The following is a 20,046-nucleotide window of genomic DNA, read 5'->3' as shown; positions in this document are numbered from 1 at the left end:
TAGTAAGTACGCTTGAGCCTTAATAAGGGGTGCCTAACTTTCGGGGCATCCGACGTCTAGGTGAGGAAGTGACGGCCACCGTGACCGCGTCTAGCAGCAGATTGTTCACCTCGGAGTCGGTGACCGAAGGGCACCCCGACAAGATTTGTGACGCCATCAGCGACTCGATCCTCGACGGGCTGCTGTCGAAGGACCCGCGCAGCCGCGTCGCGGTCGAGACCCTGATCACCACCGGCCAGGTCCACGTGGCCGGCGAGGTGACCACGGAGGCCTACGCCGACATCCCCACCATCGTCCGCGACGTCATCCTGCGGATCGGCTACGACTCCTCCGCCAAGGGCTTCGACGGCAACTCGTGCGGCGTCAACGTCGCGATCGGGTCGCAGTCGGCCGACATCGCCCAGGGTGTCGACACCGCGTACGAGTCCCGCGTCGAGTCCGACGAGGACGAGATCAACCGCCAGGGCGCCGGCGACCAGGGCCTGATGTTCGGCTACGCCTGCTCGGACACCCCCGAGCTGATGCCGCTGCCGATCGCGCTGGCGCACCGGCTGTCGAAGCGGCTGACCGCGGTCCGCAAGGACGGCGTGCTGCCGTACCTGCGCCCGGACGGCAAGACCCAGGTGACCATCGAGTACGCCGGTGACCAGCCGGTGCGCCTCGACACGGTCGTCGTGTCCTCGCAGCACGCCGACGGCATCGACCTGGACCGCATGCTCAGCGTCGACGTCAAGGAGCACGTCGTCGGCCCCGAGCTCGAGGGCCTCGGTATCGACACCTCGGGTGCGCGGCTCCTGGTCAACCCGACTGGCCGCTTCGTCATCGGCGGCCCGATGGGTGACGCCGGCCTGACCGGGCGCAAGATCATCGTCGACACCTACGGCGGCATGGCCCGCCACGGTGGCGGCGCGTTCTCCGGCAAGGACCCGTCCAAGGTGGACCGCTCCGCCGCGTACGCGATGCGCTGGGTGGCGAAGAACGTCGTCGCGGCCGGGCTGGCCACGCGCACCGAGGTCCAGGTCGCCTACGCGATCGGCAAGGCGGCCCCGGTCGGCCTGTTCGTCGAGACGTTCGGCACCGAGACGGTCGACCCGTCGAAGATCCAGCAGGCCATCACCGAGGTCTTCGACCTGCGGCCCGCGGCGATCATCCGCGACCTCGACCTGCTGCGCCCGATCTACGCCCCGACGGCGGCGTACGGCCACTTCGGCCGTCCGGAGCTCGACCTGCCGTGGGAGAGCACGGCCCGCGCCGAGGCCCTCAAGGCCGCGGCCGGCGCCTGATCTGTTCGCCGTGAAGGGCACCTTCAGGGACAACATGTCCCTGAAGGTGCCCTTCACGGCATTCTGGCGTCCGGGCTGTCGGAGGGGTCTGGTAGAGATCACGGCGTGAGTAGCTCCGAGCCCGCCGCCCTCTGGGATCTCCCGGAGAAGCCGTCTTCGCCGAAGGCGGCTCCCTCGCGTGCCCGGAAATCGAAGGCGCCGAAGCCGGGCCAGAAGGCGAAGGGCGCCCAGCAGCCCGCGCCCGAGCGGCCGGTCGCGCGGATCGTCGTCGACATCCCGCTGGCGCACCTGGACCGCACCTTCGACTACCTCGTGCCCGAGAAGCTGCACGAGACCGCGGTGCCGGGCTGCCGGGTGCGCGTCCGGTTCGCCGGGCAGCTCGTCGACGGTTACCTGATCGAGCGCGGCGAGACCAGCGACTACGGCAGCAAGCTGGCGTTCCTCGACCGCGTGACCTCGGCCGAGCAGGTGCTGCCGCCGTCGTTGCACACGCTGTGCCGGGCGGTCGCCGACCGCTACGGCGGCACGCTGTCCGACGTCCTGCGGCTCGCGATCCCGCCCCGGCACGCCAAGACCGAAGGCGAGCCGCCGCTCGCCCCCGCGGCGCTCCCGGACGCCCCGGACACCACGGCCTGGGCGCGCTACCAGCGTGGCCCGGCGTTCCTGGAGGCCCTTGCCGAGGGCAAGCCCGCGAACGCCGTCTGGCAAGCCTTGCCGGGCGAGGACTGGCCGCGCCGGCTGGCCGAAGCCGCCGCTTCCGTGGCCGCGGCCGGACGTGGCGCGGTGCTGGTGGTGCCGGACCACCGAGACCTGACGCGCGTGCACGAGGCCTGCGCCGAGCTGGTGGGCGAAGAGGCCGTGGTGGCGCTGATCGCCGGCCTCGGGCCCGCCGAGCGGTACCGGCGCTGGCTGGCCGTGCTGCGCGGCTCGGTGCGGGTGGTGGTGGGGACCCGCGCGGCGATGTTCGCGCCGGTCCACGACCCCGGCCTGTTCGTCGTCTGGGACGACGGCGACGACCTGCACCTCGACCAGCACGCGCCGTACCCGCACGTCCGGGACGTGCTGATGGACCGCGCACACGCGGCGAAGGCGTCCCTGGTGGTCGGCGGGTTCGCCCGGACGGCCGAGGCGCAGCTGCTGGTCGAGTCCGGCTGGGCCGCGCCGGTGCTCGCGGACCGGACGGCCCTGCGGTCGGCCGCCCCGCGCGTCACCCCGGTCGGCGAGGACTTCGACGTCGCCCGCGACGAAGCCGCCCGCGTCGCCCGGCTGCCCGCGGTGGCGTTCGAGGCCGCGCGGCAGGCGTTCGCGGCGGGCGTCCCGACGCTGGTCCAGGTGCCGCGGCGCGGGTACGTGCCGGGCCTGGCCTGCGGCAACTGCCGCACCCCAGCCCACTGCCGCCGGTGCGCCGGGCCGCTGTCCCTGCCGGGCGGTTCGATCGACGGGCAGCCGAAACCGCCGGCGTGCCGCTGGTGCGGCGTCCCGGAGACGGCGTTCCGCTGCTCCGCCTGCGGTTCGGTCCGGCTGCGCGCGGTGATCGTCGGCGCGAAGCGGACGGCGGAGGAGCTGGGGCGAGCGTTCCCGGGCGTCTCGGTCCGCACGTCCGGCGCGGCGGAGGTCCTGGCTTCGGTACCGGGTAAACCGGCGCTGGTGGTGTGCACCCCGGGCGCGGAGCCGGTGGCGGAAGGCGGCTACGGCGCAGCGCTGCTCCTCGACGGCTGGGCGCTGCTCGGCCGCCAGGACCTGCGGGCGGGCGAAGAGACCCTGCGCCGCTGGATGGCCGCGGCGGCCCTGGTCCGCCCGGCTTCTTCCGGCGGCCGCGTCATCGTCGGGGCGGAGGCGGGCATGCCGGTGGTGCAGGCGCTCGTCCGCTGGGATCCGGCCTGGCACGCGGCGCAGGAGCTCGCCGAGCGCCAGGAGCTCGGCTTCCCGCCGGCGATGCGGATGGCGAGTGTGGAGGGCAGTCCCGACGCGGTGGCGGGCCTGCTCGCGGATCTCCCGTTGCCTTCGTCGGGCGAGGTGCTGGGCCCGGTGCCGCTCGGCGAGGTCGACGAAGAGGGCAACGCGGAGCGAGAACGGGCGCTGGTCCGGGTTTCGCGCGCCGAAGGAAAGACGCTGGCCGCGTCGATCCACGCGGCCGCGGCCCGCCGCGACGCGAGGAAGGCGACCGAACCGATCCGCATCCAGCTGGATCCGCTGGACCTCATCTAGCTCTTCGTGTCGACCCTCCAAACACGCGTGATGCCCGCTGGATCACGCGAAAAGCCCCGCGGTGCGGGCGGAAACTCCGATCTCGCGTGTCCGGGGACGGGACTCGCGTGATCGAAGAGCGATCTCGCGTGACCAGAGGGGCATCACGTGTGATTGAAGGGGCGACACGGGCGCGGTCAGCCGCCGAGGACGGTGCCCGGTAGGGATTCCACTGCGGCGCGCGGGGATTCCGTTGCCTGCGGCGGGTTTGCCGTGTCCGTGCCGCCCGCTGCGGCCGTGGCCAACGTGATCACCTGGGCCGCGATCGCCTGACGACGGGCCTCGAAGTCCGCGTCCGTCAACGCCGCCGGATCCTTCGGCTGGCCCAGCACCGGCGTGTGCAGGTGCCCGCCGGCCACCGACGTCAGGCCGAGGCCGACCCGGACGCGGTTGCTGCGGAACATCGACTCGTTCGACAAATAATTTCCGCCGCCGCCCGACGCCGCGATCTCGCCCGGCGCCGGAGCGTCCGAACGGCACACCGGCGTCCCCACGCCCGGGTGCGACGAATCGGGCCACACGCAGAACGCCTGGTTGAAGTTGACCGGGTACGCGCCGGCCGGTGCGGCCAGCATCCGTTGGTACGGCAGGGTCGTCTCGATGAACTGGACGTCCGGCTGCGGCCAGCCCGCCGCGGGCGGGACGCCGCCGGTCACCGAAACGTTGTTGTTGTCCGGGAAACCGCCGCGCCAGGCGCCGGCCCAGCGTTCGATGTCGAAACGACCGGGGCGGCCCTGGCTGATCGTCATCAGCACGTCCGGCCTCCGGGCGCGGTCGCGCAGTGCGCTGCCGTACGCCGACTCGACGATGCCCTGGTCGAAGTAACCCCAGACGACCGGGAAGCTCACCGCCTGCACCACTGCGCGCCCGGACGGCGTGTCCAGCACGCGCCCGTCCAGCTGCAGCGCCGACGCGCCGGCGGGGTTCGAAATGGTCAGGCCCGGCCCGTCGAGCTGGAACGGGTCGAAGCCGCTCACCATCAGCCGCCGGGTCTTGCCCAGGGGGAACTCGACGTCGTCGAGGCCGCGCGAGCCGCGGTCGAACGCCGTCAGCAGGGAAGCGCGGCCGGCGAGCGGGAACGACGGCGTCCACTGCCGGATCGCGCTGCTGAGCTGCAGCCGTGCCCAGTAGAGCGGCCGGTCGTCGAAACGGTCGAGCGTCCCGAGGCCGGGACGCCGGCCCTGCGCGCGGTCGACGGCCGTCCGCCACAGCCGGTCTCCGGCCTGGGTGACCACCCGAACGGCCCGGCGCGGGGTGCGTGCCGCGCAGAGGTCGTGCTTGACCTCGGCGACGAGCGGATCGAGCCCCGCCAGCCGCACGAGCTCGGGCCCGACGGCCGGGCCACCTGCCGGCAGGGAAGCGGTCAGGCGCTGTTCCTCGACGGTCAGCGGCGCGGCCGGGTCGAAGCAGCCGGGCGCGGCCGTGGCCACCCCGGGGAAGGCGATCAGCGGAACGGCGGCGAGCAGGGGGAGCAGGGCGGTCAGGCGCACGGGTTTCCCTCCACGGCGTGGGTGACGCGGCCGAGTCTTCCGTCGACCGCGCCACCCACGTAACCCGCGTAAGTCGGGGATCAGCCGGTCGCCAGCACCTTCAGGCGCGAGATGTCCGCGCTGAACTGGTCCTGGTCGATCGGGGAGGAGCTGTACTGCCAGAACGTGTAGAAGCCCCAGTTGAACGGCAGCGTCCCGGCCGACGACGCGTACCGGGCGACCCACAGCGGGTTCGTCGAGCTGAAGTCGCCCTTGTTGCCGGTGCACTCGGTCCACCAGCTCGTCGCCGTGTAGATGACCGGCCAGCGGGTCGTCTTCGCGTGGTACTCGTCGCTGAACGCCTTGATCCAGGACACCATCGCCGCCTGGCTCAGGCCGTAACAGGTGTTGTTCGGGCCCCACTCGATGTCGAGCGTGCCCGGCAGGGTCTTGCCGTCCTTCGACCAGTTGCCGCCGTGGGCGACGAAGTAGTCGGCCTGGGCGGCGCCGCCGGAGAGGTCCGGGCGGCCGTAGTGGTAGGCCCCGCGGATCATGCCGACGTTGTACGAGCCCGTGTACTGCTGGCTGAAGTACGCGTTCTGGTAGCCGGTGCCCTCGGTCGCCTTGACGTAGGCGAACTTCTTGCCCGCGCTCCAGTACGACGCCCAGTTGACGTTGCCCTGGTAGGAGCTGACGTCGATGCCGGGGACGCTCGCGTCCACCGACGCCGGCGCCAGGCCCGCCGGGGCGACCCCGTCGTGGGCGCGGATCGACGCCCCCATTTCGTGGTTGCCGGTCGCGTCCTGGTCTGGCAGGCCGGGCGCCGCTTCGGCGCCGGCGGCGGTCACGACCAGCAGGGAGGTCGAGACCGCGAGCGCGGCGCCGAGCAGGCGGCGCCAGCTTCGTGGTGCAGTCATCTTGAGTTGTTCCTTTCGGATTGCCCTCGCTGTGCGCGGCTGTGCAGGGCCGCGCGGCACTGAGTCTGTTACAGCGATGCAGGTCATGTCACTGCTCCATGTGATTCAATTTCCTGCTGTCGCCGAGTCCGTGAATGAGTAACAGAACGGACGAATCGGATTCCCCGCGCCTCGTTGGCGTCTTGAAGGCGGCTGACGCAAGGAGCAGACTCGCCCCCATGCCCGCGCACAGATGCCGCCGTGTCCTCGTTGCCGCCGCCACCGCCGTGCTCGCCACCGGCGTGGCGGCCGGACCCGCCACCGCCGCCACCCCCACCCCGAAGTCGCCGGTCGCCGTCGGCTTCGGCGGCGCCGTGGCCAGCATCGACGCCGACGCGACCGCGATCGGCACCAAAATCCTGCGTGACGGCGGCAACGCCGTCGACGCGGCCGTCGCGGTCGCCGCCGCGCTCGGCGTGACCGACCCGTTCTCCGCCGGCGTCGGCGGTGGCGGGTTCTTCGTCTACTACGACGCGAAGACCCATCGCGTCCACACTCTGGACGGCCGCGAGACCGCGCCGAAGACCGCCGACGCGAACCTCTTCGTCGAAAACGGCCAGCCGCTGCCGTTCAACGACGCCGTCACGAGCGGGCTGAGCGTCGGCGTCCCGGGCACACCCGCGACCTGGTCCGAAGCGCTCCGCAAGTGGGGGACGCGCTCACTGGCGAAGTCCCTGAAGCCCGCCGAAGAGCTGGCGCGCAAGGGATTCGTCGTCGACCCGACGTTCCAGACACAGATCGCGAACAACGCCGCACGGTTCGCCGCGTTCCCGTCGACGCGGTCGCTGTACCTGCCGAACGGGGCGCCGCCGTCACCCGGGACCGTCTTCCGGAACCCGGACCTCGCGGACACCTACGCGCAGCTCGAGCGTCGCGGTGTCGACGCGCTGTACCAGGGCCCGATCGGCGCGGACATCGCCAAGACCGTGCAGACGCCACCGAAGGACCCGGCCTCGACGCTGAACGTGCGGCCCGGGAAGCTGACCACCGGGGACCTCGCCGCCTACCGGGCGATCGAGCGCACCCCGACCCGCGCGAGCTACCGCGGCCTCGACGTCTACGGCATGCCGGCGCCGTCGTCGGGCGGGCTCACGGTGGCCGAAGCGCTCAACATCCTCGAGAACTTCGACCTGAAGCACGCGAGCAAGGCCGACTACCTGCAGTACTTCCTGGAGTCGACGCGGTTCGCCTTCGCCGACCGCAACCGCTGGATCGGCGACCCCGCCGTCATCGACGTGCCGGCCAAGGAGCTGCTGAGCCAGCGCTTCGCCGACTCGCGGGCCTGCCTGATCTCGAAGGACAAGGCCGCGACCAGCCCGGTCGCCCCGGCCGACCCGAAGCACCCGGTGCCGTGCGCGGCGGGCACCGCGGCCGCGCCGACGCCGTACGAGGGGGAGAACACCACGCACCTGACGGTGGCCGACAAGTGGGGCAACGTCGTCGCCTACACGCTGACCATCGAGCAGGAGGGCGGCAGCGGCATCGTGGTGCCGGGCCGCGGGTTCCTGCTCAACAACGAGCTGACCGACTTCTCGTTCACCCCGGTGACGCCGGGCGTGCCCGACCCGAACCTGCCCGGCCCCGGCAAGCGGCCGCGCTCGTCGATGGCCCCGACGATCGTGCTGAAGGACGGGCGGCCGTTCTTCGCCACCGGCTCGCCGGGCGGCGCGTCGATCATCACGACGGTGCTGCAGGTCGTGACCGGCCGGATCGACCGCGGCCTGTCCCTGGAGGACGCCATCGCGGCGCCGCGGGCGTCCCAGCGCAACTCGGCGGCCGCCCAGGTCGAGCAGGAGTTCTTGAACCTGCCCGAGACGGCGGTGCTCAAGGCGCGCGGCCAGGGCTTCTCGACGGCGCCGGCGGAGATCGGCGCGGCGACCGGCGTGGAGCGGCTGCGCGACGGCCGCTGGCTGGCGGCGGCGGAACCGGTCCGGCGTGGCCAGGGCGCGGCCCAGGTGGTGTGGCCGGTGCGCTGGTAGCACCGCGCCCGGCGGGGGACCGGCGTTTCGGCCGGTCTCCGTGCTGGACCGGGCTGGTCGGTTGCGGGGGAGCTGATGTGGCGTGCCGGCTCGGCTGGAATGCGGAGAAGGACTGCCGTTTCGGTCGGTCTCCGTGCTGATCCGGGCCGGCCGGTCGCAGTGGAGCCAGCCCGGTCTGGGGCAGGCTCGGCCCGGGTGGCGCCGCCGGTCGACCGGCGGCACCGGGCGTGGCGGCGGACCGGCATACCGGCCACGCTCCGCGCCGAACCGGCTGTGCACTCGAGAGGACACGTGCAACTCCTGACCTTCCGGTGGTGAAAACCGTCCTGGAGCCGCCGTTTCCGCGGCCCGCATCCTGTCTACCGCGGGCCCCCGGCGGCCCGGCCGGAAAGGCCGTGGCCGGAGCCGGGTTGTCCACATCACGGCGGGGCTGTGCACAACTTCGGGCGGAGGCGGGCGCGAGCGCGCCGTGATCATCGGGGCCTTCTAGACTCAAGCGCGATGTTCCAGCCACGTGAATCCCTGCTCCCGCCGGGGGTGGGCCGATGAAGCTCGTCTTCGCCGGCACCCCCGAACCGGCGGTCCCCGCCCTGCGCGCCCTGCTCGACTCCGGGCGGCACGAGATCGCCGCCGTCGTGACCCGGCCCGACGCCCAGGCCGGCCGCGGCCGCCGCGTCGTCCGCTCGCCCGTCGGCGCGCTCGCCGACGAGCACGGCATCGAGGTCCTGACGCCCGCGCGGGCGAGTGACCCGGCCTTCCTCGCGCGGCTCACCGAACTCGCGCCGGACGCCTGCCCGGTCGTCGCCTACGGTGCGCTGCTGCCGCAGGCCGCCCTCGACATCCCGCGCCTCGGCTGGGTGAACCTGCACTTCTCGCTGCTGCCCGCGTGGCGGGGCGCCGCGCCGGTGCAGGCCGCGATCCGGGCCGGGGACGAGATCACCGGCGCGTCGACCTTCCGGATCGTCAAGGAGCTGGACGCGGGCCCGGTGTTCGGCGTCGTCACCGAGGCGATCGGGGCCACCGACACGGCGGGCGGCCTGCTCGGCCGGCTCGCGGAGTCCGGGGCCAAGCTGCTGCTGTCCACCATGGACGGCCTGGCCGACGGCTCCCTGCGCGCGCAGGAACAGCCCGCCGAAGGGCTCAGCTACGCGCCGAAGGTGACGGTCGAGGACGCGCGGGTGTCCTTCGCCGACCCCGCCTCGGCGGTCGACCGGCAGATCCGGTCGGTCACGCCGGAGCCGGGCGCGTGGGCGGAGTTCCGCGGCGAACGCTTCAAGCTCGGCCCGGTCACGGTGCTCGACGAACCCGGCCCGCCGCCGGGCGAGATCGTGGTCGAACGCAAGCGGGTGCTGGTCGGCACGGCGACGAAGCCACTGCGGCTCGGCGACGTCCAGGCGCCCGGCAAGAAACGGATGGCGGCCACCGACTGGGCCCGCGGAACCAGGATCGACCAGGGAGAACGCCTCCGGTGAACGACCACAGGGAACGCCGGCCGTCACGGCCGATGCGGGGCCGCCCGGCCCCGCGCAAGGAAGGCCCGCGCCGCCCGCCGGAGGTGGACCCGGCCCGGCAGGCCGCGTTCGACGTCCTGCGCGCCGTGCGGGAGAAGGACGCCTACGCCAACCTCGTCCTGCCGGACCTGCTGCGCGAGCGGCGGATCAGCGGCCGGGACGCGGCGCTGGCCACCGAACTGACCTACGGGACGGCGCGGGCCCAAGGCCTGCTCGACGCGATCATCCAGTCGTGCGCCGAGCGGCCGCTGGCCAAGACGGACCCGGCGGTGCTGGACGCGCTGCGCCTCGGCGTTTACCAGCTGCTGCGCACGCGCATCCCGGAGCACGCCGCCGTGACGTCCACTGTGGACCTCGTGCGGTCCGAAGGTGGTTCGTGGGCCACCGGGTTCGCGAACGCGGTCATGCGCAAGGTGTCCGAAAAGGACGAACAGACCTGGCTCGACGAGGTGGCGCCGGACGAGGCCACCGACCCGATCGGGGCCTACGCGCTGCGCACCGCGCACCCGCGCTGGATCGCCCGGTCGTTCGCCGAAGCGCTGGGGGACAAGGGCGCCGGCCTCAAGGCCGCCCTGGAGGCCGACGACGCGCGGCCCGAGGTGCACCTGGTCGCCCGGCCCGGCGAGATCAGCGCCGACGAGCTGGCCGCGATCACCGGTGGTGACCCGGCGCCGTACTCGCCCTACGGGGTCCGGCTGCCCGCCGGCGCCGGCGACCCGGCCGACGTCGAGCCCGTCCGCGAACGCCTCGCCGCGGTGCAGGACGAGGGCAGCCAGCTCTGCGCGATCGCCGCGACGAAGGTCCCGGTCGAGGGCACCGACGAGCGCTGGCTCGACCTGTGCGCCGGCCCCGGCGGCAAGGCCGCCCTGCTCGGCTCCCTCGCGGCGTTGAGCGGGGCGAGGGTGGACGCCGTCGAGAAGGCGCCGCACCGCGCGAAGCTCGTCGAGAAGGCCACCACCGGGCTGCCGGTGAAGGTGCACGTCGCCGACGGCCGCGAAAGCGGCCTCGAGCCGGGCTACGACCGGATCCTCGTCGACGCGCCGTGCAGCGGGCTCGGCGCGCTGCGGCGGCGGCCGGAGGCACGCTGGCGTCGTCAGCCGTCGGACGTCGCGGACCTCACGAAGCTGCAGGGTGAGCTGATCACCGCGGCCTACGCCCTGCTGCGGCCGGGCGGCGCGCTCACCTACGTCGTCTGCTCGCCGCACCTGGCCGAGACCGAAGGTGTGCTGACGGAAACCGCGCGCCGGCTGAAGGCCGAAGTGGTGGACTCGCGGGAGTTCTTCCCGGGGGTGCCGGAGCTCGGTGACGGGCCGTACGTGCAGCTGTGGCCGCACCGCCACGGCACGGACGCGATGTTCTGTGCCGTGCTGCGCAAACCGTGAGAGATCTCGGGCTGGTCGCCGGCTCGTGCGGCGGATTGGACACCCGGTTCGCCGCCGAGCTGGTGAAACCCGCCGCCGCGCGAGGCTGGCGGCCGGCGATCACGCTGACGCCGACCGCGATGCGCTGGCTCGAGTCGACCGGCGGGCTCGACGACGTCGCCGCGGGCACCGACCTGCCGGTGCGCAGCGTCTCGAGACTGCCGGGGGAGCCGCGGCCGCACCCGGACCCCGAGGTGTTCCTCTTCGCCCCGGCGTCGGCCAACTCGCTGGCCAAGCTGGCGCTGGGCATCGCGGACAACCAGGCGCTCACCGTGCTCGGCGACGTCCTCGGCGCGCCCGGGATCACGATCGTGGTGGGGTACCAGATCCAGGACACCCGGGTGCACCACCCGGCGTGGCAGCGCCACCTCGACACCCTCGCGGGCGCCGGGGTGACGCTGCACCGCCTCGACATCCGGCGGCCGTGGACCGAGGTCTTGGACCTGCTGCCCTGACCGGGCCGCCGCAAAACTGGGGTGGGGATACGACGGAAGTGCAACCCGGAGTTTCTTCGGCCATCGGCATGCCGGCCGCGAACTGTCCGGTCGACTTCACTTCTTCGGCGCTGGAGATCGGCCGCGCGGTCCGCATGGGAAGCGTGATAATCGTCGACTTCGCGCACAACCGCCGGAAGCACGGAATCCGAATGACAGCTGATCGTCGTGCTGCCGGCGGGTGAGTCGTCGTGCTGCCGGCGGGTGAGTCAAGGTCGACCTTTGTGAGTTCTCAGGACTTACTTCCCTGAGCAGAGTGCCGCGTCGGTGGCGGCGAGCATGTGCTGGTTCGCCGCGGCGGGTGTCGGGTTCTGGTTCAGCACCACCGTCACCCGGCGGCCTTGCGGGCCCACTCCGGCGAGGTTGGTGAAGCCGAGGATCCCGCCTTCGTGCCCCCAGAACTCCCCGCAGGACAACGGAATGCTGCCCAGGCCCAGGCCGTAGCGGGCGCCCGGGATGCCGAGGCCGGCCGGGACCGTGCGCTGCATCTCGGCGAGCTGGGCCGGGCGCAGGAGCTGCCCGCCGAGCAGGGCGCCGTAGAAGCGGTCGAGGTCGGCCGGGGTCGAGACGAGCCCGCCCGCCGCCCACGCCATCGTCGTCTCGTAGTCGCTGAAGTCGACCAGGTTGCCGTCGACCCGCACGTAGCCGACGGCGTGCGGCTCGGGCAGCTTCTCGTCGCCACGGCGCGGGAGGTAGGTGTCGCGCAGGCCCAGCGGCCGGGTGATCCGGCGGCCGATCTCGTCGGTCAGCGCGTGCCCGGTGACACGTTCGGCGATCATCCCGGCGACGATGTAGTTGGTGTTGGAGTACGACCAGTCCGTGCCGGGCGCGAACAGTGGCGGGTGCTTCAGCGCCATCACCACCAGCTCGGCCGGGTCCGCGCCGAGGTGGCGCAGCGACTCCGGGTCGTTCAGCGGCAGGTCGTCGGTGTAGTTGTACAGCCCGCTGGTGTGCTGCAGCAGCTGCCGCACGGTGATCCGCTTGTCCGGCAGCAGGCCCGGCAGGTACCGCTCGACCGGCGCGTCCAGCTTCACCCGGCCTTCGGCGACGAGCTGCAGCACGACGGTGGCGACGAACGTCTTGGTGACGCTGCCCGCGCGGAAGGACCCGTTGCGCGGGAACGGCTTCCCGGTGGCGACGTCACCGCGGCCGCTGCGCACCACGCGCGTCCGGCCGTGGTCCTGGATCACCGCTTCGGCGCCGGGAACGCCGTCCTGCGCGGTCAGCGCGTCCAGGCTCGCCTGGACCGGGCTCGTGGTGGTGGTGGCCGACGCCGGCGCCGCGGTGGTCGCCGCGAGGAGCGCGACGAGCGTGCCGCAGGCGACGATCCGCTTGCCGGGCAAGGACTTCCGCATGAAAGAACCCCCTGGTGTCTTGGTGTTCCCCAACCTAGGGAGCCGAGACGCCAGGGGGCATGGGGCAGGCCGCCCGAACGATCCGGGGGCCTGCCCCACCACGGTCAGCGCAGGCGAAGAGCGCGCTTCAGGGTGCCGAACAGGTCGGTCTGGTTGGTCAGGCCGACGACGTTCGCGGCCTGCGGGCCCATGGCCGCGATGCGGACCTGGGTGCCGGTGTGCGACTGCGAGCCGCCGGTCTCGGCGGTGCCGTAGGCCAGAGTCATGTTCGCGCCCTCGTTGGTGACGAGCGTCGCGGTCAGGCCCGGGGTGGCGGTCGGCTCGACGATCTGGCTGCTGTGGCCGTGGTCGGCGGTCACCAGCACCAGCGTGTCGGGGTGGCTGCGGGCGAACGCCGTGCCCGCCGCGATTGCCGCGTCGAAGTCGATCACCTCACCGATCTGGCCGCACGGGTCGGCCGCGTGGTCCTGCTTGTCGATGCTCGCGCCCTCGACCTGCAGGAAGAAGCCCTTGTCCGAGTGCCGGTCGTCGAGCAGCTCCAGCGCCTTGCGGGTCTGGTCGGCCAGCTTCGGCTGGGTCTTCGGCAGCGCCTGGTTCGGGGTGCAGCGCGACGGCGCGGTGCCGCCGTGGACCGCGGCCGGGCCGGTCCAGTTCACCGGCATGTTGTTCTTGGCGAACAGGCCGAGGACCGGCTTGCCCTTCTTCGCCGCGGCCAGGTCCGCCGCGGTGTTCACGACGTTGTAGCCGGCCGCCTTGGCCTGGTCGAGAACGGTCTTGCCCTTGAACTTGCCGGCGGTGACCGTCTGGTCGAAGTACGCCGAACCGCCGCCCAGCAGGACGTCGGGGCGGGTCTGGACGAGCTGCTCGGAGATCGAGCCGGCGCCGCCCTTCTCCTTGGCGTTGACCGCGCACTTGGCGGTCGTCTCGACCGGGCCCTTGCAGTCGCGGCTGACGACGTGCGCGCCGAGCACGGCCGGGGTGGCGTCCTGGACCTCGGCGGTGGTGACGTCGCCGGTGCGCAGGCCGCCGCGCTTGGCCAGCTCGAGGATCGTCGGCACGGGGTTGCCGTACGCGTCGACGGAGATCGCGCCGTTGTAGGTCTTGACGCCGGTGGCCCAGCCGGTGCCGGACGCGGCCGAGTCGGTCACGTAGTTCGGCTTGCCGGGGTTGTTCTGCTCGACCGCGTAGGTGGTGTAGTCGCCGGTCAGCGGCAGCTCGTCCATCGCGAGCCGGCCGGCGGCGCCGCGCTCGTAGTTGCGCGCGGAGGTGATCTCCGACTGGCCCATGCCGTCACCGAGGAACAGGATGACGTTGCGGGCACTGCCGCCCTGGATCGCGGAGCGGACGTCGTTGGTGCGGTCACCGGTGCCGGCCGACGAGCGCGCGTTGTCGCTGTTGGCGCTGTCGGAACCGCTGGTGGCCAGGGCGACCGGGGCGGCGGCGACCAGTGCGGCGCCGAGCGCGCCCGCGACCAGCCACCGGCGGCGGCCGGTGAGCAGCGAAGCCATGTTTCTCCTCTTCGGGGACTTCGGGAAGTAAAAGTCCGGATTCCGGACACGGGTTATTAGTCCGCTTGCATGTGTGCCGAGGAGGGACGCCGGGTGAGCGTCAGGTGACCGGTGGCCGAACTCATGGCTTCACGGAGGTGACCGGGAGCACGTCGGTTATTGACCGGCGAGGTGGCCCGGCGCGACGATGCCCGATTCGTACGCTATGACCACTGCCTGGCTGCGGTTGGCCGCGCCGAGCTTGCCGAAGATGTTGCCCACGTGGGTCTTCACCGTCTCGAGGCTGATCACGAGCGCGGCCGCGATGTCCTGGTTGGACAGTCCGGTGGCGATCAGCCGGAGCACCTCGGCCTCACGCCGGGTGAGCGTCTTCGCGGCGCGCGTGTACTTCCCGCCGGGCGGCCGCCCGCTCACCAGCCGGCGGATCGCTTCGGGGAACAGCAGCGACTCGCCGGCGGCGACCGTCCGCACGGCGTGCGCGATCTCCTCCTTGCGGGCCCGCTTGAGGATGAACCCGCTCGCCCCGGCCAGCAGCGCTTCGTGCACGTAGTCGTCGTTGTCGAACGTCGTGACGACCAGGACCTTCGGTGGGTCGGCCAGCGCGGCGAGCAGCTGCCGGGTGGCTTCGATGCCGTCGGTGCCGGGCATCCGGACGTCCATCAGCACGACGTCCGGGGCGGTCCGGCGCACCGCGGGCAGCACCTCGGCGCCGTCGGCGGCTTCGCCGACCACGGTCAGGCCCTGCTGCTCCAGCAGGGCCCGCAGGCCGGTGCGGACCAGCGGCTCGTCGTCGGCCAAGAGCACGGTGGGCGTCACGCGCCCGCCCGCAGCGGGATGGTCGCGCTCAGCCGCCACCGCTCGCCGTCCGGGCCCGCCTCGAGCTCACCCCGCAGGGCCTCGACCCGCTCCGCGAGCCCGGCCAGCCCACGCCGCCCGGGCCGCGGGCCGGCCCCGGCCAGCGTGTTGACCACCGCGATCTCGAGGTGGTCCGGCCGGGCCTCGACGCGGACGTCCACCCCGCCGGGCCCGGCGTGCCGCAGCGCGTTGGTCAAGCCCTCCTGAACGATCCGGTAGCCCTCCCGCGACACCGCGGCGGGCAGGACGGCGACCGGGCCGGTGACGGCCAGCCGCACGTCGAGCCCGGCTTCGCGGGCGCGCACGGCGAGGACGTCGACCTCGGTGAGCGTGCGCGTCGGCTCCTTCGCGGCGGGCTCCTCGCGAAGCAGGCCGAGGACGTGGTCGAGGTCCTCGAGTGCACTGCGCGAAGCTTCTTCGATCGTGCCGAGTGCGCGCCGCACCTGGGCCGGGTCGGCCTCGACCAGCTCGGCGGCGGCCGCCGCGTGCAGGGTCGACGTCGTGAGCGTGTGCCCGATCGAGTCGTGCAGCTCGCGGGCCAGCCGGTTGCGCTGGGCGAGCACGGCCGCGCGGCGTTCGGCCAGCGCCGCGCGCTCGGCCGCGGACGGCCCCAGCAGCGCCGCCGCGCCGGCCCGGAAGCCGCGGGTGGCGGCGGCCGCGAGCAGCAGCGCGGCCACGAGCATGACCAGGGCGACCGGCACCGTCCAGGGCCCGGCGTCGGTGGTCGCGCCGAAGAACGAGAACTGCCCCTGGTCGCCGTTCAGCCACATCACCGGCATGAGGACACCGAGCAGCAGCATCCCCTCGACCATGAGCAGCAGCCCGCCCAGCGCGCCGTGCAGCACCAGCCAGGCGGCCGAGCGCAGCCGGTCCGGCCAGGCGGGCCGGGCGCGTCCCGGCGAGGGCAGGTCGGTCCCGAGCATGGCGTTGGCCACGGCCACGCCGAAGCGCCGCGTGGGCCCGGCCAGCCCGGCGAGCCCCAGCACGAGGGCGACGACGGCCAGCGCGAGCACGAAGTGCAGCTGGGGCGGGCCCGGGATGAGCACCACGACGAGGGCGAAGGGGAACGCGGGCAGCGTCAGGGCGGTCCCCAGCAGGGCGTAGGGCACGCTGAGGTAACCGCCGGGACGCAGCAGGGAACGTGGGAAACCGGACATGACGCCGAGGTTATGGGCACCGGGACCCCGGGTGCTTCCCCCTGCGGAGCCAGATCGGGTGGCGAGACCGGTCACAACCGGTTAGTGGGCGTTAGCAGCGTCCTCCTACACTCAGGACGTGGCAGACCGACCCCTGATCGCCCCCAGCATCCTGTCCGCGGACTTCGCCCGGCTCGGCGAGGAGATCGCCGCCGTGGCCGGCACGGGGGAGACCCGCGCCGACTGGGTCCACGTCGACGTGATGGACGCGCACTTCGTGCCCAACCTGACCCTCGGCCTGCCGGTGGCCAAGGCCCTGATCGCCAGCACCGACCTGCCGATCGACTGCCACCTGATGATCGACGACCCGGACCGCTGGGCGGTCGGGTACGCCGAGGCCGGCGCCTACAACGTCACCGTGCACGCCGAGGCCGCGAAGGACCCGGTCGCGCTGGCCAAGAACCTGCGCGCCGCGGGTGCGAAGGCCGGCCTGTCGATCAAGCCGGGCACCGCGCTCGAACCGTGGCTCGAGGTGCTCAAGCACTACGACACGCTGCTCGTGATGTCGGTCGAGCCGGGCTTCGGCGGGCAGTCGTTCATCGTGGACGTCCTGGAGAAGGTCCGCGCCGCGCGGCGGCTGGTCGACACCGGGCACCTGAAGCTGATCGTCGAGATCGACGGCGGGATCAACACCGACACCATCGAGCAGGCCGCCGAGGCGGGGGTGGACTGCTTCGTCGCCGGGTCCGCCGTCTACGGCGCGAGTGACCCCGGCAAAGCGGTCGCCGCGCTGCGCGAGCAGGCGGCCCGGGGCCGGGCCGGCTGACGCCGCGGCGGCACCGGAGAAGCCACGGGGCCGCGGCAGGTGTTGGATGGAAGGACCGGCTCACAAGGAGGCAGCGGACGTGTTCACCGGCATAGTCGAGGAGATCGGCGAGGTCACCGCGGTCGAGCAGCTGACCAACGCGGCGCGCCTGCGGGTCCGCGGGCCGCTGGTGACGAGCGACGCCGGGCACGGCGACTCGATCGCGGTCAGCGGCGTCTGCCTGACGGTGGTCGAGGTGGCGGGCGGCGAGTTCACCGTCGACGTCGTCCACGAGACGCTGCAGCGGTCCAGCCTGGCCAAGGTCGCGGTCGGCGACCGGGTCAACCTGGAGCGCGCCACCCCGGCCGGCGGCCGGCTCGGCGGGCACATCATGCAGGGGCACGTCGACGGGACGGGCGTGTTCCTCTCCCGCGACGAAACCGGCGTCACGTCCTTCGCGCTGCCGGGGCACCTGGCCCGGTACGTGGTCGAGAAGGGGTCGATCGCGGTCGACGGGATCTCCCTGACCGTCGCGGCGGTCACCGCCGACCAGTTCAAGGTGGCGCTGATCCCGACCACGCTGGAGGTGACCACGCTCGGCGGCCGGGAGGCCGGCGACCTGGTCAACCTCGAGGTCGATGTGGTCGCGAAGTACGTCGAAAAGCTGGCCGAGGCACACATCCGCGACCAGGTGCACAATCGGGACGGCGGCACGGAGGAGCAGCGGTCATGAGTGAGACGAGTGCGGCAGAGCCCGAGGCGGGCTGGACCCCGTGCGGCACCGGGGCGGTGTTCGACGCCGACGCCATCGAGCGGGCGATCGCGGACGTCGCGGCGGGCCGCCCGGTCGTCGTGGTCGACGACGAGGACCGCGAGAACGAGGGTGACCTCATCTTCGCGGCCGAAAAGGCGACACCGGAGCTGCTGGCCTTCATGGTGCGCTACACCTCGGGCTACGTCTGCGTGGCGCTGACCGAGGGTGAGGCGGACCGGCTGGACCTGCCGCCGATGTACCACACCAACCAGGACGCGCGGGGCACCGCGTACAGCGTCACGGTCGACGCCGCCGACGGCATCAGCACCGGCATCTCCGCCGCCGACCGCGCGCACACGATCCGGCTGCTGGCCGACCCGGCGTCCACTGCGAAGGACTTCCGCCGTCCCGGGCACGTCGTGCCGCTGCGGGCCAAGGGCGGCGGCGTGCTGCGCCGGCCCGGCCACACCGAGGCGTCGGTCGACCTGGCCCGGATGGCCGGCCTCGCGCCGGCGGGCGTGCTCTGCGAGATCGTGTCGCAGAAGGACGAAGGCGACATGGCGCGCCGCGACGAGCTCGAGGTCTTCGCCGCCGACCACGACCTGGCGATCATCACCATCGCCGACCTCATCGCCTACCGCCGCCGCACCGAGAAGCAGGTCGAGCGGGTCGCCGAGGCCCGCATCCCGCTGGCCGCGGGCACGTTCCGCGCGGTCGGCTACGACTCGCTGCTCGACGGCATCGAGCACGTGGCGTTCGTCTACGGCGAGATCGGCGACGGCCAGGACATCCTCGTGCGCGTCCACTCCGAATGCCTGACCGGTGACGTCTTCGGCTCGCTGCGCTGCGACTGCGGCCCGCAGCTGGAGGCGGCCCTGGAAGCGGTGGCCGCCGAGGGCCGTGGCGTCGTGCTCTACATCCGCGGTCACGAAGGCCGCGGCATCGGCCTGCTGCACAAGCTGCAGGCCTACCAGCTGCAGGACGACGGCGCCGACACCGTCGACGCCAACCTCGCGCTGGGCGTCCCGGCCGATGCCCGCGACTACGGCACCGGCGCGCAGATCTTGTGCGACCTCGGCGTCCGGACCATGCGGCTGCTGTCGAACAACCCGGCCAAGCGCATCGGCCTCGAGGGCTACGGCCTGCGCGTCACCGGGCGGGTGCCGCTGCCGATCTCGCCGAACCCGGAGAACCTGCGCTACCTGCGGACCAAGCGCGACCGGATGGGCCACGACCTGGCCCAGCTCGAGCACTACGACCAGGTCGGCGCCGGCACCGAGCACCCCGACGGAGGAGCACTGTGAGCGGCGAAGGCCGTCCCGACCTCAAGCTGGACCTCTCCGACTGCAAGGCGCTGAAGCTCGGCATCGTGTCCACCAAGTGGAACGCGGCGATCACCGACGTCCTGCTGGAGCGGGCCCTGGCCGCGGCGAAGGAAGCGGAGCTGGAGGAGGAGCCGACGGTCGTCCGCGTCGCGGGCGCGATCGAGCTCCCGGTGGTGGCGCAGGCGCTGGCCCGCAACCACGACGCGGTGGTCGCGCTGGGCGTGGTCATCCGCGGCGGCACCCCGCACTTCGAGTACGTGTGCGACGCGGTGACCGCGGGCCTGACCCGGGTGGCGCTCGACGAGAGCACCCCGGTCGGCAACGGCGTCCTCACGTGTGACACCGAGGAGCAGGCCCTGGACCGTTCGGGCCGCCCGGGGGCCAAGGAGGACAAGGGTTACGAGGCGACCGTGGCCGCGCTGGACAGCGCGCACGTGCTGCGGAGCCTGCGTCAGCCGTGGACCGAGCGAGGTTTTGTGTGAGCGTGGCTACTTCCTCTTCCCCGGTCCTGGTGGTCCGCCCCCGGCGCACGATGATCATGTGCTGCGTGCTGGCGGTGGCCCTGCTGGCGGTGTTCATCGTGGTGGCGGTGCTGCTGCGCAACGGCGACACGGGTGTCCGCTTCCAGCGCTCCGACCAGGCGGCGATGGTCGGCATCGGCATCCTGCTGGCGTGCGGCGTGATGCTGTTCGCGATCGCCCGCGTCCGCGCGGACGCCGACGGCATCGAGGTCCGGAACGTGCTGATCACCCGGCGCTTCGAGTGGAGCGAGGTGCTGTCGGTGAGCTTCCCGGACGGCGCGTCGTGGGCGCGGTTGGAGCTGCCGGACGACGAGTACCAGGCGGTGATGGCGGTGCAGGCGGTGGACCGGGACCGCGCGGTGGAAGCGGTGCGGGCACTGCGAAAACTGCACCGCGCGGCCACCGGCGGCTGACGGGTGGCCTGGGC

Annotated in this window: 17 protein-coding genes; 11 read left to right on the top strand and 6 right to left on the bottom strand. The window is 72.8% G+C overall.

Annotated features, from left to right (window positions below; genetic code table 11):
* Positions 1–80: 80 nt before the first annotated feature.
* Together metK and ACIA5G_RS16445 are read left to right on the top strand one after the other, a co-directional pair.
* Positions 81–1,283, top strand: a complete 1,203-nt coding sequence (gene metK / locus ACIA5G_RS16450) for a methionine adenosyltransferase (RefSeq protein ID WP_395924914.1) — start codon at positions 81–83, stop codon at positions 1,281–1,283.
* A gap of 105 nt (positions 1,284–1,388) precedes the next feature.
* A complete protein-coding gene (locus ACIA5G_RS16445; RefSeq protein ID WP_395923782.1) occupies positions 1,389–3,491 on the top strand; it encodes a primosomal protein N' in 2,103 nt (700 codons plus the stop codon).
* 176 nt (positions 3,492–3,667) lie between these two features.
* Here the strand turns inward: ACIA5G_RS16445 and ACIA5G_RS16440 are convergent, their stop codons facing one another.
* Positions 3,668–5,020, bottom strand: coding sequence for a hypothetical protein (locus tag ACIA5G_RS16440; protein ID WP_395923780.1), 1,353 nt, complete (start codon positions 5,018–5,020; stop codon positions 3,668–3,670).
* A gap of 80 nt (positions 5,021–5,100) precedes the next feature.
* A complete protein-coding gene (locus ACIA5G_RS16435; protein WP_395923778.1) occupies positions 5,101–5,916 on the bottom strand; it encodes a lysozyme in 816 nt (271 codons plus the stop codon).
* Positions 5,917–6,134: 218 nt separating this feature from the next.
* On the opposite strand from ACIA5G_RS16435, the gene ggt reads away from it, so the two are divergent.
* The 4 genes from ggt to ACIA5G_RS16415 all read left to right on the top strand — a co-directional run bounded on the left by ggt (position 6,135) and on the right by ACIA5G_RS16415 (position 11,321).
* Positions 6,135–7,934 carry a gamma-glutamyltransferase gene (gene ggt / locus ACIA5G_RS16430; RefSeq protein ID WP_395923776.1) on the top strand — a complete coding sequence of 600 codons (1,800 nt, stop codon included), beginning with the start codon at positions 6,135–6,137 and terminating at the stop codon, positions 7,932–7,934.
* Between the two features lie 545 nt (positions 7,935–8,479).
* Positions 8,480–9,406 (top strand): methionyl-tRNA formyltransferase, encoded by a 927-nt coding sequence (gene fmt / locus ACIA5G_RS16425; protein ID WP_395923774.1) that lies wholly within the window; start codon positions 8,480–8,482, stop codon positions 9,404–9,406.
* Positions 9,403–10,827, top strand: coding sequence for an RsmB/NOP family class I SAM-dependent RNA methyltransferase (locus ACIA5G_RS16420; RefSeq protein ID WP_395923772.1), 1,425 nt, complete (start codon positions 9,403–9,405; stop codon positions 10,825–10,827). The genes fmt and ACIA5G_RS16420 overlap by 4 nt, the downstream gene beginning before the upstream one ends.
* Positions 10,824–11,321, top strand: coding sequence for a flavoprotein (locus ACIA5G_RS16415; protein ID WP_395923770.1), 498 nt, complete (start codon positions 10,824–10,826; stop codon positions 11,319–11,321). The genes ACIA5G_RS16420 and ACIA5G_RS16415 overlap by 4 nt, the downstream gene beginning before the upstream one ends.
* 278 nt (positions 11,322–11,599) lie before the next feature.
* Here ACIA5G_RS16415 and ACIA5G_RS16410 read toward each other — a convergent pair whose 3' ends face one another.
* The 4 genes from ACIA5G_RS16410 to ACIA5G_RS16395 form a co-directional block, all read right to left on the bottom strand.
* The gene (locus ACIA5G_RS16410; RefSeq protein ID WP_395923768.1) at positions 11,600–12,715 is read right to left on the bottom strand and encodes a serine hydrolase domain-containing protein; all 1,116 of its coding nucleotides are present in this window, start codon (positions 12,713–12,715) and stop codon (positions 11,600–11,602) included.
* A gap of 104 nt (positions 12,716–12,819) precedes the next feature.
* Positions 12,820–14,223, bottom strand: coding sequence for an alkaline phosphatase (gene phoA / locus ACIA5G_RS16405; protein ID WP_395923766.1), 1,404 nt, complete (start codon positions 14,221–14,223; stop codon positions 12,820–12,822).
* Between the two features lie 156 nt (positions 14,224–14,379).
* A complete protein-coding gene (locus ACIA5G_RS16400; protein ID WP_395923764.1) occupies positions 14,380–15,039 on the bottom strand; it encodes a response regulator in 660 nt (219 codons plus the stop codon).
* Entirely contained in the window at positions 15,036–16,235 is a 1,200-nt protein-coding gene (locus ACIA5G_RS16395) for a sensor histidine kinase (RefSeq protein WP_395923760.1), read from the bottom strand. The genes ACIA5G_RS16400 and ACIA5G_RS16395 overlap by 4 nt, the downstream gene beginning before the upstream one ends.
* A 133-nt stretch (positions 16,236–16,368) precedes the next feature.
* Between ACIA5G_RS16395 and rpe the strand changes: the two genes are divergently transcribed.
* From rpe to ACIA5G_RS16370, 5 genes are all read left to right on the top strand, one after another.
* Positions 16,369–17,040, top strand: coding sequence for a ribulose-phosphate 3-epimerase (rpe, locus tag ACIA5G_RS16390; protein WP_395924912.1), 672 nt, complete (start codon positions 16,369–16,371; stop codon positions 17,038–17,040).
* 79 nt (positions 17,041–17,119) lie between these two features.
* A complete protein-coding gene (locus ACIA5G_RS16385) occupies positions 17,120–17,752 on the top strand; it encodes a riboflavin synthase (RefSeq protein ID WP_395923758.1) in 633 nt (210 codons plus the stop codon).
* Positions 17,749–19,077 carry a bifunctional 3,4-dihydroxy-2-butanone-4-phosphate synthase/GTP cyclohydrolase II gene (locus tag ACIA5G_RS16380; RefSeq protein ID WP_395923756.1) on the top strand — a complete coding sequence of 443 codons (1,329 nt, stop codon included), beginning with the start codon at positions 17,749–17,751 and terminating at the stop codon, positions 19,075–19,077. The genes ACIA5G_RS16385 and ACIA5G_RS16380 overlap by 4 nt, the downstream gene beginning before the upstream one ends.
* On the top strand, positions 19,074–19,580 hold the full coding sequence (gene ribH, locus ACIA5G_RS16375; protein ID WP_395923754.1) for a 6,7-dimethyl-8-ribityllumazine synthase: 507 nt from the start codon (positions 19,074–19,076) through the stop codon (positions 19,578–19,580). The genes ACIA5G_RS16380 and ribH overlap by 4 nt, the downstream gene beginning before the upstream one ends.
* Positions 19,581–19,630: 50 nt before the next feature.
* A complete protein-coding gene (locus tag ACIA5G_RS16370) occupies positions 19,631–20,032 on the top strand; it encodes a PH domain-containing protein (protein WP_395924910.1) in 402 nt (133 codons plus the stop codon).
* The last annotated feature ends 14 nt before the right edge of the window (positions 20,033–20,046 follow it).

This window comes from Amycolatopsis sp. NPDC051758 (genome assembly GCF_044453095.1).
GTDB lineage: Bacteria > Actinomycetota > Actinomycetes > Mycobacteriales > Pseudonocardiaceae > Amycolatopsis.
This window is presented reverse-complemented; position numbering and strand designations above follow the sequence as displayed.

Coding starts and splice junctions, on each gene's coding strand:
- ACIA5G_RS16435 (WP_395923778.1), bottom strand. CDS start 5,916: ATGACTGCACCACGAAGCTGGCGCCGCCTGCTCGGCGCCGCGCTCGCG.
- ggt (WP_395923776.1), top strand. CDS start 6,135: ATGCCCGCGCACAGATGCCGCCGTGTCCTCGTTGCCGCCGCCACCGCC.
- fmt (WP_395923774.1), top strand. CDS start 8,480: ATGAAGCTCGTCTTCGCCGGCACCCCCGAACCGGCGGTCCCCGCCCTG.
- ACIA5G_RS16410 (WP_395923768.1), bottom strand. CDS start 12,715: ATGCGGAAGTCCTTGCCCGGCAAGCGGATCGTCGCCTGCGGCACGCTC.
- phoA (WP_395923766.1), bottom strand. CDS start 14,223: ATGGCTTCGCTGCTCACCGGCCGCCGCCGGTGGCTGGTCGCGGGCGCG.
- ACIA5G_RS16395 (WP_395923760.1), bottom strand. CDS start 16,235: ATGTCCGGTTTCCCACGTTCCCTGCTGCGTCCCGGCGGTTACCTCAGC.
- ACIA5G_RS16380 (WP_395923756.1), top strand. CDS start 17,749: ATGAGTGAGACGAGTGCGGCAGAGCCCGAGGCGGGCTGGACCCCGTGC.
- ACIA5G_RS16370 (WP_395924910.1), top strand. CDS start 19,631: ATGATCATGTGCTGCGTGCTGGCGGTGGCCCTGCTGGCGGTGTTCATC.